The organism is Castellaniella sp. (genome assembly GCF_049651205.1).
In the GTDB taxonomy this organism is placed as follows: Bacteria; Pseudomonadota; Gammaproteobacteria; order Burkholderiales; family Burkholderiaceae_B; genus Castellaniella.
Genome location: NZ_JBASBR010000015.1, coordinates 154195 through 168428, shown reverse-complemented (window position 1 = coordinate 168428; position 14234 = coordinate 154195). Strand labels below are relative to the sequence as shown.

Genomic DNA, 14234 nt, shown 5'->3' with positions numbered 1-14234 from the left:
AGTCGCAATTCGGCGGCTTCGCCGGGATTGGGGGGGTGGGCTCCAATAGTGCCCCCCAACACCTCCCCGCGAGGATTGACGATTTTGGGAGATTTTGCGGCTGCTGTGTGGGGCTTGTTTGGAAGCGATTCAGTTAAATGCTGCCGGATACACCAAGAGGAAATGAAGTGCGCCTTCTCTCACCCGTTTTATAGGCGTACCGGGCTGTGCGGGACAGCGGAATCACGCTCTGCCGCTTGTCGCGGCGCGTGCGCCACGCAAGGAATGGGGGCTGGAATACAGGGGATTGCGCCGCTGCGGCGGGCAGCGGCGCAGCGGGTGATTATTTTTTGAGGGCGTCGCGGATTTCGCGCAGGAGGACGACGTCCTCGGGGGTGGCGGGGGCGGCTGCGGGGGGCGGCGGGGCCTCTAGGCGGCGACGGGCGTTGTTGACCATCTTGACCAGCATGAAGACAACGAGTGCCAGGAGAATGAAGTTGACAAGGATGGTGAGGAAGTGGCCCCAGGCAAAGACGACGGCGCCGGCTTTGGTGAGGTCGACGGAGGTCATGGGGCCGGCGTAGCCTTCGGGCAGGCGCAGGACCCAGAAGAGGTTGTCGAAGTTGACTTGGCCGCCGAGGATGAAGTTGATGAGCGGCATGACTAGATCGTTGACGATTGAATCAATTATTTTGCCAAAGGCGCCACCAATAATGACACCGATGGCCAGGTCCATCATGTTGCCCTTGACGGCGAATTCCTGGAATTCTTTGATAAAACCGCTTGCTTTGGCCATGTTGGGTTTCTCCTCGGGATTTACCACGTTGGTCGTAACGCTATAATACGCGGTTGAAGACCCCCGTGGATGCAGATTAGGCAGGCGATACTGCCTGTGTTGCGTCCATGTGCAAGCCGATATTGTCTAACGATCCGCCCTCCGGGGCGGCTACCAGGGATAACAAATGAGTCAAAATCCGACACAGTCCGATGAGCAGGGCGCAGTCGACCCCAACTTGCCCCCCGACCCTTCCCGTCGTTTCTGGGTGGCATCAGCCTGTACGTTAGGCGGGGTGGCCGGGGTAGCAACGGCGGTGCCTTTGGTTGGATCATTTGCGCCGTCCGAGAAAGCCAAGGCGGCTGGGGCTCCGGTCGAGGCGGATATCTCGGGGCTGCCCGAGGGGCAGATGATGACGGTCGAGTGGCGCGGCAAACCTGTCTGGGTTGTGCGCCGTACCAAGGCCGAGCTCGAAGATCTGCCGAAGCACGATTCCGAACTCGCTGATCCTCAATCCGAGCGCGCCGGGTTTACCCCCGAGTGGGCCAAAAACGAGTACCGCTCGCGCAAGCCCGAGATCTTTATCTGTATTGGTATCTGTACGCACCTGGGTTGCTCGCCCACAGCGCATTTTCAAACGGGCGCCCAGTCGGGGTTACCCAATGATTGGCCGGGCGGTTGGCTCTGCCCGTGTCACGGCTCTACCTTCGATCTCGCCGGCCGCGTATTCAAGAACAAGCCGGCCCCAGATAATCTCGAAGTCCCGCCTTATGCGTTTTCACCCGATGGGTCACATGTCGTGATCGGGGTGGATACCTACCCAACCAAGGCCTGATGAACGTGCTGTTCATCTTTTCGTGATACTGATAGGAGCCGTTCATGGCCGAAAATAATGTCGAGACGACCGGGTTGATTGGCTGGGTAGACCGCCGCTTCCCCCTGACGAAAATGTTTAAAGAGCATATGTCCGAGTACTATGCTCCGAAAAATTTCAATTTCTGGTATTTCTTTGGTTCGCTGGCACTGCTGGTGCTGGTCATCCAGGTGGTTACCGGGATTTTCCTGGTCATGAACTACAAACCGGATGCGCGGTTTGCCTTCGAGTCCGTCGAATACATCATGCGCGAGGTGCCAGGCGGCTGGTTCATCCGCTACATGCACTCCACGGGCGCGTCGATGTTCTTCGTGGTGGTGTATCTGCACATGCTGCGCGGGCTGTTCTACGGCTCGTACCGCAAGCCCCGAGAACTGGTCTGGATCTTCGGCGTGGGTATTTTCCTGTGCCTGATGGCCGAGGCTTTCTTCGGTTATCTGCTGCCCTGGGGCCAAATGTCCTACTGGGGTGCCCAGGTTATTGTCAATCTGTTCTCAGCCATCCCGTTCATCGGCCCTGATCTCTCCCTGTGGATCCGCGGCGATTATGTGGTGTCTGATGCCACGCTCAACCGGTTCTTCGCGTTCCACGTGATTGCGATCCCGCTGGTGTTGATTGGCCTGGTGGTGGCACATATTCTTGCGCTGCACGAAGTGGGTTCCAACAACCCGGATGGCGTCGAAATCAAGAAAGGGCCCAAAGACAAATACGGCCGTCCGGTGGATGGCATTCCGTTCCACCCCTATTACTCGGTGCACGACATCGTGGGCGTGGCAGGATTCCTGATCGTCTTTGCAGCCATTATCTTCTTTGGCCCCGAGATGGGCGGGTACTTCCTCGAGTACAACAACTTCATCCCGGCCGATCCTCTTAAAACGCCGCCACATATCGCACCAGTGTGGTATTTCACACCGTTCTACACAATGCTGCGTGCCACCACCAGCGATTTCACGTGGGTGTTGTCGGCTGCTGCGGTGGTGGCCGCCGCCGCGCTATTCCTCAAGGGCAAGCTCTCGGGGTTCTGGCGCCTGGCAGTGCCACTTATCCTGGTGATTGTCGCTGTGCTGATGAAGACCCTGGATGCCAAGTTCTGGGGTGTGGTGTCGATGGGTGGCGCCGTGGTGATTCTGTTCTTCCTGCCATGGCTTGATCACTCGCCGGTCAAATCCATCCGCTACCGTCCGTCGTGGCACAAGTTCCTGTATGGTGTGTTCATCGTCAATTTCCTGATCCTCGGTTGGCTGGGTACGCAGCCCGTCACGCCGGTGTTCACGCTGATGGGCCAGATCTGCTCGGTCATCTATCTGGCGTTCTTCCTGTTGATGCCTGTCTGGAGCGCACTGGGTACATTCAAGCCCGTCCCGGATCGCGTCACGTTTCGCGCACACTGATGGCCCACCACTGATAGCTACGGAAAGATCATGATCAAAAAACTGCTCGGTGCTTTGGCTCTGTCACTTACCTGCACGCTGGCTTTTGCCGAAGGCGGCGCGCATATCGACCGCGCCCCAGACCGCATTACCAACCTGGCGTCGCTGCAAAACGGGGCCAAGCTGTTCGTCAATTACTGTCTCAACTGTCACAGTGCCAGCTCGATGCGCTACAACAAGCTCACCGATCTTGGCCTGACAGAAGCCGAAATCAAGAAAAACCTGTTGTTTACGGGCGATAAAGTGGGTGATCTCATGACCATCGCCATGACACCCGCAGACGCCAAAAAATGGTTTGGCTCAGCGCCCCCAGACCTCTCTGTGATTGCCCGGGCCAAGAGCGCCAACTTTGGCCACTCGGGTGTGGATTACATCTACACCTACCTGCGTAGTTTCTACCGCGACACCACCAAGAAAACCGGCTGGAACAACGTCGTGTTTCCCAGTGTGGCAATGCCCAACGTACTATGGCAACTAGAAGGCCCGCGCACTTACACCAGCGTGCAGGTGCATCAGGTAGCCGATGCCAAGGGCGCCGAGCAATGGACGCGCACCACGACGGTGTTCGACGAGTCTGGGTTCCCCACGGTAAAAAATGAGCCCCTCCAGGGTTACACAGGAGAAGCTTCATCCACCGGGCGCTTTGATTCTGCCGACGCTAAATCTTTCCACAAGTTCGAAAGCGATGTCGCGGATCTCAGCAACTTCCTGGGCTGGATGGCCGAGCCCGCCCAACTGCTGCGCAAGCAAATTGGCGTCTGGGTAATGCTGTTCCTGTTCTTGTTCATGTTTGTGGCCATCCGCATGAACCACGCCTACTGGAAACACGTCCGGTAAGTCCTGCGCCCTCCGGGGCGCATTCACTGCTTTTCTGTATTGGAATCCTCGACATGATGGTGCTTTACTCCGGGACGACCTGCCCGTTTTCGCAACGTTGCCGCTTTGTGCTGTTCGAAAAGGGCATGGACTTCGAAATCCGCGATATCGACTTGTACAACAAGCCTGAAGACATTGCGGTAATGAACCCCTATGGCCAGGTGCCAATCCTCGTCGAACGTGATCTGGTGCTCTACGAGTCCAACATCATCAACGAATACATCGACGAGCGTTTTCCGCACCCGCAACTGATGCCTGCCGACCCCATCATGCGGGCCCGCACGCGGCTGTTTTTGTACAACTTCGAGAAAGAACTCTTTGTTCACGTCTCCACGCTCGAAACCCGCAGCATCACCGACGAGAAAGTCCGCGACGCCGCCCGCGCCAACATCCGTGACCGTCTCGCCCAGCTGGCACCCTTGCTGGTCAAAAACAAATACATGCTGGGCGATGATTTTTCGATGCTGGACGTCGCTGTCGCCCCCTTGTTGTGGCGCCTGGCGCACTATGGCATCGAGTTACCCAAAAGCGCGGCGCCGATCCAGAAATACGCCGAGCGGTTGTTCTCGCGCCCGGCCTACATCGAAGCGCTGACGCCCTCCGAGAAGGTCATGCGCCGCTGATATGCAGGAGAGCTCCACCAAACCGTATCTGATCCGCGCATTGCACGAATGGTGCACGGACAACGGCTATACGCCCTACCTGGTGGTCACAGTTGATGCCAACACGGTTGTGCCGCCTGCGCATGTCCATGATGGCCAGATCACGCTGAATATCAGCCATCTAGCCACTAACCGGCTTACTCTGGGCAACGACTACATCGAGTTCGAATCCCGCTTTAACGGTGCCGTCGAGCACCTGTTTGTACCCGTGGCGGCGGTGTCTGCACTGTATGCCCGCGAAACTGGTGCCGGCATGGGGTTCGAGGTCGTGCCTTCGCAAGCCTATCCCGGTGGCGGTGATACCCCGCCGTCATCCGGCCCGGCACCCGATGCGCCCGACACCAAACCGGCCGGTGACGTACCCAAGCCGTCACACCTGAAGATTGTGAAGTAACACGCAGATCAAAAGACCGCAGCCGCTGTTTCCAACAAGAGTTTCACAAGCGGCAGGTCTTCAAATAAGCCGTAATTCCTGTAGAATGGCGGCTTTCGCCGGCTTAGCTCAGTTGGTAGAGCAGCTCACTTGTAATGAGAAGGTCGGGGGTTCGACTCCTCTAGCCGGCACCATTTCATTTTCCCGATTGCGCGGGCACAGAGGGCACCTCCTGGCGGGCCCTCTTTTTTATTCCGGTGGTGCCTTCTCAGGCCGCTTCAGAGTTTTCTGCAAAGAGCGCTTGCCACGTGCGAAATGACTGATCTCCCATCCAGCGCGACATCTGATTTTCCGACCTGTTTACCTTTTAAATCCGACTCATAAATGGTGCCGAACCCCTTCTTGCAATCGGAAATGCGGATGGTATAGACGCCGTAGTCGGTGGTGTCCTGTGCTAAATCTTTGTAGCCAAACAACGCGGTGATGGCTGGTTTGCCACTATAGGTAGACTTGCGCACGGTATCGGTCTTGAGGACAAATTCATTACCGCTCTCAGTTGCCTTTGCTGCCAATTCCCATCTACCCGCAGTTTCCGCCCGCGAGATCTTGCCTGTTTCTCCATCCCAGGCAGAACACGCCACGCTGCCCAGGCTATCAGCAACAGTACCGCCGAAGCGGACAAAATCAATCGCGTCCGTGAACTTGCCTTGCATGTCGTTGTATATGACTTGACCGTATCCCTTTTTACAAGCGTCAAGCATTACAAACACTTTCCCATAGCTAAACGTCTTGTTCTTCTTATTCTCTATTTGATAAACATAACCGTAGGCATTGCCCTTTTTTCCACTGACATTCATCAGCCCGCCACTCTCACCTTTTGCAGAATACGCCACAGAGGAGCTGGCAGCGATGGCAATCCAGTGGCCTTGTTCGTCGGCAGCCCAGGCATGGCTTGCGGACAACACAAACGTCAATATTGCTAAAAGGCTTTTCTTGTACATGGATATTTGGATGTGAAAATTGCAGATAGTGCACTGCACAGACTTGCCAAGCAGGCACCGCTTAAAAACCCATCCCCAAGAAGGGCAATTCTTGGGGATGGGTTTTTCGGAGCTTCATGCAAAGCTTATTGATCAGTTTATGAACTTATCATTCAGACGCAGCCGTGAATGCAGCGATCTGCAGGAGGTTTTAGCGTTTGATTCTGCAACCCTTCCTGGCTTGGGTGGGCACTTCTTCCGCCTGATCACCGGCAGCAGCTTTTTAGACAAAGCCGCCCACTGCCTCTCCATACAAATGACGTGGCAAGAACCCCACACCCTGTTTGTGTTAGGGTTATTACTAGTATTTCTACCTTGAAAACGGTATACTAAATACAAGTTCAATCAGGACGAACCACTTAAGGAGAAACTCCATGGTTACCTATCACCGCTACCCCTCTACCCCTGTGGGCGAGTTGCTTGGCCGCTTTTACACGCATCGGTCTACTCTGCGCCGTACGATTCCGCTGCTGCCCACCTCACTGAAAGACATTGGCCGGATGCTGAAAGGCAATGGTATGTCGTTGTGCACCAGCGAGCCTGCTCCCCTAGAAGCCACTGCATCGGGGAAAACAGCGGCTAAGCGCCGTTCGTCGCATCGCCGACCGGCACATGCCTGATTAACCCACAGCCTGCCGGCAACCCGCCGGCCCGAGATCGGCGGCGTGATCACACGGCCGCCGTTTTTTGTGGGTGATGAAACGTAAAGCTGTCCGAATAGACGTACTCGAGATCGGCACCCAGAGACAACAGCAAGCGTTTGGTGTCTGTCACCATCTCGGGTGATCCACACAAGTAAAACGCATACTCGGAAAGATCAGTGAAGTCTTCCTGGATGCTCTGCTGCACGTGGCCCCGGCGGCCTTGCCAGGCATCTGTGGCCCGCGACAGCACGGGCACGAAGTTGAATTCGTACAGACGGTCTGACCAGGATTCGATTTCATCTTTGGCGTAGAGATCCGCCTCGGTGCGCATCCCCCAGTACAAGGAAACTGGCGGGCAGTCCTCATCATCCAGCAAGGCTTCCAACATGGCACGGATGGGAGCGAGCCCGGTGCCCGTGGCCACAAACAACAAGGGCCGGTAGTCTTCGGCATGAAAGCAGAACGTACCCTTGGGGATTTCTACCTGCAAGGTGTCATCCGGCTTAAGCGCCGACAACATCTCTTGCGTAAACCGCCCGCCCGGCACCCGCCGGATATTGAACTCGACCTCATTGCCAAACGGGTAAGCGCCCACCATCGAAAAACTTCTTTCTTCTCCGGGAGCCAGCAGGATGTTCATGTGCTGGCCGGCGCGATAGTCCAGATCCAGATCTTCGGGCAATTGCAGTACCAGACGGGCGATATCCGGCGTCAGGGCTTCCACCTGCTTGACGGTGGCAACCGTCTGCACCGGATCAGGCAAGGCCGGCCCGTGGCTGGCAGGTGAAATCACCATATCACTACACGGATGTGCCTGACAGGCCAGTGCATAGCCCTGGGCAGCTTCTTCTTTGGTGAGCCCGATGGGGAACTCGTCGTAGCGAACGGATCCAGCCTCGAGTTTTACGCGGCAGGTACCACACGCCCCAAACGTGCACTCGTGCGGCAGGCGCACGCCTGATCGCAGTGCCGCGTCCAGAATGGTTTCCTCTCCTGCAACATCGAATTGCTGTTGGGTTTCCGAGATCACTACACGATGGCTCATGACGATACTCCCTGTCTAAAGAAAAGCCGCATCCCAACTTATTTTTTGATGTCAGGCTGAACCAAGACCGTCATACCCTTGTCTTTCAGGGCGTCGGCCAATGCCTGCAAGCCCGCCATGCCGGCAGCTGTATCCTGCGCACCATTTCCGCCACTCAGGCCCAGGCCGCCGATGACTTCGTCGTTGACCACAATCGGGAAGCCCCCGACAAACGCCGCGAAACGGCCTTCGAAGCTGAGCTGGATGCCAAAAGCCTCGTTGCCCGGCAGCGCAGGGCCATTGGGAGGCGTCGTGAACAAATGGGTGGAGCGCTTGTGGCCAGCGGCCGTGAACGCTTTGTTCATGGCGATTTGCGGGCCTGTGATGCGCGAACCATTCATGCGCTCAAGCAAGATCGGAAAGCCACCAGCGTCAACGACACAGACGGTTTCGAGCACGCCGATCTCTTTAGATTTGGCGATCGCAGCATTCACCATCAAACGGGCTTCTTCTTGCTCAAGTTGGACTGTATTTTTCATGACTTATCTCCGTGATTTGTCTGGCTCAGGCATCAGACGCCCACCCGGCCAAAATATGATTGAAACTTAAACGCCGCGATAGACGGTTTTGGTTTGCAGGAAAAACTCGAGCCCCACACGCCCGGATTCCCGGAAGGTTGCGGTACTGGATTTTTTGATGCCGCCAAACGGTGCATTGACCAGATTGCCCGTGGTGGTGCGATTGACCTTGACCGTACCGGCCTGAATATCACCGGCGAAGCGGTGTGCCAGACGGGCACTGGTGGTGACGATGGAAGCCGACAGGCCGTATTCGGTGTCGTTGGCGATACGGATCGCCTCTTCGTAGCTGCCAATTTCCAGAATCGCAATCACCGGACCGAAAATTTCTTCGCGGGCAATACGCATGTCTGGAGACACATCCGTAAACACGGCAGGGCTGACAAAGAATCCTTTATCGAACCCGGGGCCGGTAATGCGGTCTCCCCCCACCAGATGGCGGGCTTCGGATTTACCGATATCCACGTACTGCAGGACGGTTTTCAGCTGGGATGCGGTGGCCAGAGGGCCGATGTCGATGCCCTTTTCCAGCCCTGCACCGATTTTCAGTGCGGCAATCCGCGCCAGCAGCTTATTGGTGTACACCTGCTTGACGGACTGATGCACCAGCACCCGGCTGGTACCGGTACAGGCTTGCCCGGTAAGCGACAAACCACCCTTGACGGTGAGATCGACAGCCAGATCGATATCGGCATCGTCCATCACGATCAGGGGATTCTTGCCGCCCAGTTCCATCTGCAAACGGGTGGTCATGGAGGCATTGCGGTGGATGTCCTCGCCTGCCTGGGTGGAACCCGTAAACGTAATGGCACGAACCTCGGGCGACTGCGTCAACACCTTGCCGATGCGGGAGGCGCGGCCCGTGACAAAGTTAAGCACACCGGCCGGGATGCCGGCATCCACCAGGGCTTCTGCCAGGCGGTAACCGGTCAGCGGCGTGTCGGTAGAGGGTTTGAACACCACGGTGTTACCGGTGATCAAAGCGGGCGCGATCTTGCGCGCCGGGATGGAAATGGGAAAATTCCAGGGCGAAATCACCACCACGACACCCAGAGGCTCGCGCTGGGTGTAGACCACCATATCGGGGTCATCCTGGGGAAACGTTTCGCCAGTGTAGGTCTGGCCCTCAATTGCGTAGAACTGCAAGGTGCCTGCAGCGCGCATCACCTCGGCTTTGGCCTGGGCCAATTGCTTGCCTTCTTCGCAGGTCAGCTCGTGGGCGATGGTATCCGCACGTTCGCGCAAAAGCTCGCTGGCACGCATCAGAATAGCTGCGCGTTTGCTGGGCGCTGTGGCGCGCCACCCTTCGAAGGCAGCCTGGGCTGCGGCCAAGGCCTGAGCGACGTCTGTCTGGTCTGAATCCTGGAAATTGCCAACGATATCGTCGGAATCTGCCGGGTTATGGTTGGGGTAGGTCTGCCCGGTGGCAGAAGCCTGCCAGGTACCGCCGATATGATTCTGGAAAACCTGCGTCTTGAGATCTATCACAACTGCTTCCCTGTTGCCACGCCGGTCTCTGCCGCCGTGGACATGATCCATGAAATACCTGAACTGCGGTAAAGACGCACCATGAGGCCCTTGCATCGGGCCTCATGGGCACTGACCCGTGCTTACGCAGTTTCCATCTCGAGGGACTCGAGAGGGATTTCGTTCTTAACGTAGTCGTTGTAAAGCGCAGTGGTGTACAGATAGCGCATCTTGGCGCCAATCTCACAGATATGCAGGCATTTTTGCTGCAGCTCTACGGTGTTGGCATGCTCGAGCACAATCTGATAACCGCGCTCGCCGTGGATTTCGTCGGACACGATGTGCAGATCAAAGAACTCGGCTTCTTCGTCGGTAAAGCCATACTGTTCTTTAAGGATGGGCGATTGCTTGCGATAGATGGAAGGCACCTGGGATTCCAGGCCAACCACCAGGCCGGCTACTGCCACGATGGGATCTTCGCGCATGGCCACGCAATAGCACCAGGATTGCAATGCACGCGTGGTGGGCGACATATTGTCGGGATTTTCGACACGCTCGCGGGTGGTGCCGCAGGCTTCGGCAAAACGGATCAGCAAATCGGTATGGCGATCACCGCCGATTTCTTCTTCGTACATATTTGCCAGGAGGAAATCCTTGGCTTCGGTATAGGTGTCAGGCATGCGTGCATAGACATATGCCAGATAGTCGGCGAAGGGACCGACATAGTGATAGTGGTTTTCGGCCCAGCGTGCGATGTGCTCACGGCTTAGTTTGCCGGTAGCCCAAGCCACGCTGAATGGCGCACGATTGGCGCTATTGCCTTTGATCGCCAGCTCCAGTGCGGAGCGGAATTCGTCTTGGTTCATCAAATTGGCCATTTTTATTCCCGTCTTAAAAACGCTGCACAAAAGTAAGTAGTCTGAGGACTGCACCCAGGAATGAGAGGACTAGAAGCCGGTCAACCTGTTGTACTGTACGGACTATTGTATACCGTATACATTTGAAGTGAATAAGGGTTATCCCCGAAATTTATAGGCTTAAAGTATCTGGATGTTTTCGTCAGAATTGGCAGCGCAGCCACTGCCCGTCTTTACGGGGATCCGCGCCACCATGCAGCTGACCGTCTGCCGCCCTGAGCACGGCATGAGCACCGCCAAAATCACTGCGGCCTGCCAACTCGCCCACTTGCGGGTGCGGTTCTTCGTAGCCGGCAGCCCGCAGGGCATGAGCCAGCACATCAGGAAACCCCTTCTCGATGGCCAGGGTATCTCCTGCTTCCAGGCGCCAACGGGGCGCATCCAGTGCCTCCTGGATATCCCAGCCCCAGGCCAGCACGCGGGTGAGGATCTGAATCTGCCCTTGTGGCTGCATCAAACCACCCACCACCCCCATGCCAAGCAAAAACTGATCGTCCCGGGTGGTCAGGCCCGGCACGACAGTGTGATATGGGCGCTTGCCTGGTGCAGGGCCATTGATATGGCCTGGCGTGGAAAATCCGAAGCCACGGTTTTGCATGCAAAAGCCACCCTCCGGCACCACAATGCCTGAACCGAAGCGCTTGAATACACTGGACATCAACGTGACGGCCAGGCCCTCGGCGTCAACCACGACAGTGCACACTGTGTTGCCGGAGGGATCTGCCACGGTTTTCTTTGCCGCCTGCATGGCACGCGCCGTGGCGCCCACCATATGCACCCAGGTGTCAGGGTCGTCCGGTGCGCCACCATGGCCCTGCACGGCAGCCAGCGCATCCAGGATTGCCACCCCATGCGTGTTGGGCGGACATTGATGAATACGAGCGCCGTGAAACTCCAGGGAGAGTGGCTCGGTGTAATTACCGCTATGGCGTGCAAAATCTTCTGCGGCCAGCACGCCCCCCATCCGCTGCACCGCCCGCGCCGCCTGGCCAGCAAGCGGGCCCCGATAAAAATAGTCCGGCCCTTCATGGGCGATGTGGCTCAGCGTTGCAGCCAACGCGGGGTTGGTCAGGGTTTCGCCGGCGCTGGGTGGATGGCCACCGCGAAACAACCGCTCGCACTCGGGATCCCGGTGCAGCACGAAATCAAAAATTTCCCACTCGTGGGCCGCCACACGGGCTACCTCAAAGCCATCCCGCGCCAACTGGATCGCGCGATCAAACAGGCGCGCCCAGGCAAGATGCCCGAAGCGCTGATGCAGATCCCACCACCCCTGCACGGCCCCAGGCGTGGTCACCGACAAAGGATGGCGCTCCGGAATCTTGCTGTCGGGCAGTGCCTGCACCATGGCAATGTCCAGTGCAGCCGGGGCCCGACCGGTGCCGTTGTAGCTAACCACCGGTTGGCCCGGCTGATGGACCATCGCCAGAAGATCCCCGCCAATGCTGGTTGCCATGGGCTCTACCAGCCCCATCACCGCGTCAGCGGCAATTGCCGCATCCACAGCCGAGCCACCCTCGCGCAAGATCTCAATAGCTGCCGAGGCGGCCAACGGGTTGCCGGTGGCCACCATGGCTTGAGTGTTTACCGGGTTATTCCTCATCTTCTGGCCTGCTCATCAATTCAAGAAAAAAATGGCACTGTCACCCTGCTCTGATGACAGTGCCCTACGGAGATCACACCACAGGTGCCTGTCAGAAGCTGTGATTAATACCCAAACCGGCTTCTTGTCCCTTCAGGCCTTCGATATAGGCAATATTGGTGCCATAGGCACCATAAACATAGAGGCTTGTGCGCTTGGACAAGGGATACACATAACGGGCACTGTAAATATTTTGATCGCCTGCATAATCACCCAGCTTGTCGGCGTCATCCAGATTGGATGCCGTACGGCCCCAGGCCATCCCTACCGTACCACCCGCCAGCGGCACAGACAGCCCGACGTAATAGTTGCTGGCCTTGAAATCATGCGTCGCCAGATAGTCTTCATAGCCCTTGACGGGAGAACCCGCCTCGGTAAAGACCTCGCCAAACAGCGCTTCGTTGCTATAGGCACCGACACCGTTGATCTTGGCATAGCGGTCTTGCCCGTAGCCCAGGGCCAGCTTGGCCACACCGAAATCGTACGAACCCACCAATGCCCAGCTGGTGGCTGCGTTGGCGTATTCGCCATTACCCACACGGTCGTAGGTGGCGGCAGCGTGCAAGGCCTCGTCACGATACTGCACACCCAGGGACAAATAGCTGTTTCTATCCTGGTTATTGGCGTCCGGATCCACATTGGTACGGATCACCGCGCCCTCAGCTGCGTAACCCACCCCTGCCTGGAACCCCGACATATTAGGCGTCTGGTAGATGAACATATTGTCCACACGCACAGAGGCAGCACCAAACGTCTTGTCGATATCCCCCATCGAGGCCGTGGCATTGACGCCAAAGTACGGGTCTGCCAGGTTGTACTGACGCCCCATCGTGATCGAACCCCAGCGATCACTGGCGAGCCCCACATGGGATTCCCGGTGAAACACGCGGTCGGTTACCGTGGTGCCGTTACCCGGGTTGATACCGGACTCCAGAATAAACATAGCGCGCAGGCCATCACCTAGGTCTTCGACACCTCGGAAGCCAAAGCGGCTGCCCGATAAATAGCTGTCGTGCAGACCAGAGGACTTGGCCGTGTAATTGATGCCGTCCTTGTGAATCTCGTGCTTGCCATAGCCATAGCCCGTATCCACCACACCATACAGCGTCACCGAGGTCTCTGCCTGGGCGGACAGCATCACGCCAAACCCCCCAATCAGTGCCAATATAAAAGCTTGCTTTTTCATAACGATTGAAGTCTCCATTTCTTCTATTGAGTTCCGCCAGCCGCGCACGATGGTTTTATTGGATGTGGCAGGCCATGCAGCAGTACGAGGGCAACACAAATCGCTTTGCCAGAAATTTCCCACGTGCTGACATCACACTGGGCGGAAATTTGGCCGCGATGCTTTGCGGTTCAGGGGGACATGAGACAGATACCTCCTAAGACTGGATAGCAGACCCCTTGTGCAGACGGGGTCTGCAGCAATTCAAGCGGGGGCGAGAGGTAAAGCATTGCGAAAATGGCGACAGACCGTCTGCCGCCTTTCGCCTACGGAGACTGCACAGCCACCACCAGAGCGATCTCAACCGGGGAGTTGCCCGGCAGGGTGTAAACCCCCACCGCGGTGCGCGCACCGGGTTCGATTTCCGGCAAGCGGGCAAACAGATGGTCTGAGGCCAGATCGGCAATTTTTGAATGGCCTTCGAAGCCATCTTCGGCCGCCACATAAACAGTGGTGTTCAACACCCGGGAGATACGTTCCTCGGGTGCCATCTGGCTTTGCGCCGCCTGCAAGGCGTTTTGCACCGCCAGCTCGACACAGGCCCGGTAATCAGACACCGGTGTGCCACTGCTGATCTTCCCTTTGCGAATCAGGACACCATCCTTGCGTGGTGTCATCCCGGCGGTAAAGATCAGATCACCTGAGCGGGTGGCAATTCGGTAATGGCCTTGAGAGACCGGTAAAGAGGACATATTGAGTGTTCCAGATCGTCGGCAGAGTGGATGCCG

15 protein-coding genes and 1 tRNA gene are annotated in these 14234 nt (G+C 57.1%); 7 read left to right on the top strand and 9 right to left on the bottom strand.

Translation table 11 applies throughout. The features are described 5' to 3' along the window. Nucleotides 1-322: 322 nt before the first annotated feature. Nucleotides 323-775, bottom strand: coding sequence for a large conductance mechanosensitive channel protein MscL (gene mscL / locus WA928_RS11190; protein WP_424303467.1), 453 nt, complete (start codon nucleotides 773-775; stop codon nucleotides 323-325). 166 nt (nucleotides 776-941) lie between these two features. Here mscL and petA point away from each other — a divergent pair, with 166 nt between their 5' ends. The 6 genes from petA (at nucleotide 942) to WA928_RS11160 (ending at nucleotide 5163) form a co-directional block, all read left to right on the top strand. After that, nucleotides 942-1589: a ubiquinol-cytochrome c reductase iron-sulfur subunit gene (gene petA / locus WA928_RS11185; RefSeq protein ID WP_350381053.1), complete on the top strand. Its 648-nt coding sequence runs from the start codon at nucleotides 942-944 to the stop codon at nucleotides 1587-1589. A 44-nt stretch (nucleotides 1590-1633) separates the two neighbouring features. After that, entirely contained in the window at nucleotides 1634-3019 is a 1386-nt protein-coding gene (locus WA928_RS11180; protein WP_424303464.1) for a cytochrome b, read from the top strand. A 30-nt stretch (nucleotides 3020-3049) separates the two neighbouring features. After that, the gene (locus WA928_RS11175) at nucleotides 3050-3895 is read left to right on the top strand and encodes a cytochrome c1 (protein WP_417277183.1); all 846 of its coding nucleotides are present in this window, start codon (nucleotides 3050-3052) and stop codon (nucleotides 3893-3895) included. Nucleotides 3896-3948: 53 nt separating this feature from the next. Continuing rightward, complete coding sequence (locus WA928_RS11170) at nucleotides 3949-4557, top strand: glutathione S-transferase N-terminal domain-containing protein (RefSeq protein WP_424303460.1); 609 nt, start codon at nucleotides 3949-3951, stop codon at nucleotides 4555-4557. Nucleotide 4558: 1 nt separating this feature from the next. Next, nucleotides 4559-4990 carry a ClpXP protease specificity-enhancing factor gene (locus tag WA928_RS11165; RefSeq protein ID WP_424303457.1) on the top strand — a complete coding sequence of 144 codons (432 nt, stop codon included), beginning with the start codon at nucleotides 4559-4561 and terminating at the stop codon, nucleotides 4988-4990. 97 nt (nucleotides 4991-5087) lie between these two features. Further along, a tRNA-Thr gene (locus WA928_RS11160) sits at nucleotides 5088-5163 on the top strand. Between the two features lie 84 nt (nucleotides 5164-5247). Here WA928_RS11160 and WA928_RS11155 read toward each other — a convergent pair. Further along, on the bottom strand, nucleotides 5248-5970 hold the full coding sequence (locus WA928_RS11155) for a hypothetical protein (protein ID WP_424303454.1): 723 nt from the start codon (nucleotides 5968-5970) through the stop codon (nucleotides 5248-5250). Between the two features lie 413 nt (nucleotides 5971-6383). Between WA928_RS11155 and WA928_RS11150 the strand changes: the two genes are divergently transcribed. Beyond that, nucleotides 6384-6629 (top strand): hypothetical protein, encoded by a 246-nt coding sequence (locus WA928_RS11150; protein ID WP_424303451.1) that lies wholly within the window; start codon nucleotides 6384-6386, stop codon nucleotides 6627-6629. Nucleotides 6630-6678: 49 nt separating this feature from the next. Here WA928_RS11150 and WA928_RS11145 read toward each other — a convergent pair whose 3' ends face one another. The 7 genes from WA928_RS11145 to WA928_RS11115 form a co-directional block, all read right to left on the bottom strand. Further along, nucleotides 6679-7698 (bottom strand): 2Fe-2S iron-sulfur cluster-binding protein, encoded by a 1020-nt coding sequence (locus tag WA928_RS11145; protein ID WP_417277188.1) that lies wholly within the window; start codon nucleotides 7696-7698, stop codon nucleotides 6679-6681. Between the two features lie 38 nt (nucleotides 7699-7736). Beyond that, complete coding sequence (locus WA928_RS11140) at nucleotides 7737-8216, bottom strand: GlcG/HbpS family heme-binding protein (RefSeq protein WP_417277189.1); 480 nt, start codon at nucleotides 8214-8216, stop codon at nucleotides 7737-7739. 66 nt (nucleotides 8217-8282) lie between these two features. Continuing rightward, nucleotides 8283-9794: an aldehyde dehydrogenase family protein gene (locus tag WA928_RS11135; RefSeq protein ID WP_417277190.1), complete on the bottom strand. Its 1512-nt coding sequence runs from the start codon at nucleotides 9792-9794 to the stop codon at nucleotides 8283-8285. Nucleotides 9795-9865: 71 nt separating this feature from the next. Beyond that, a complete protein-coding gene (locus tag WA928_RS11130; RefSeq protein WP_424303446.1) occupies nucleotides 9866-10600 on the bottom strand; it encodes a TenA family transcriptional regulator in 735 nt (244 codons plus the stop codon). 181 nt (nucleotides 10601-10781) lie between these two features. Beyond that, nucleotides 10782-12242, bottom strand: coding sequence for a gamma-glutamyltransferase family protein (locus WA928_RS11125; protein ID WP_424303443.1), 1461 nt, complete (start codon nucleotides 12240-12242; stop codon nucleotides 10782-10784). Nucleotides 12243-12333: 91 nt separating this feature from the next. Then, nucleotides 12334-13467 carry a porin gene (locus WA928_RS11120; protein WP_424303440.1) on the bottom strand — a complete coding sequence of 378 codons (1134 nt, stop codon included), beginning with the start codon at nucleotides 13465-13467 and terminating at the stop codon, nucleotides 12334-12336. A gap of 305 nt (nucleotides 13468-13772) precedes the next feature. Then, a complete protein-coding gene (locus tag WA928_RS11115) occupies nucleotides 13773-14198 on the bottom strand; it encodes a RidA family protein (RefSeq protein WP_424303437.1) in 426 nt (141 codons plus the stop codon). Between the last annotated feature and the right edge of the window lie 36 nt (nucleotides 14199-14234).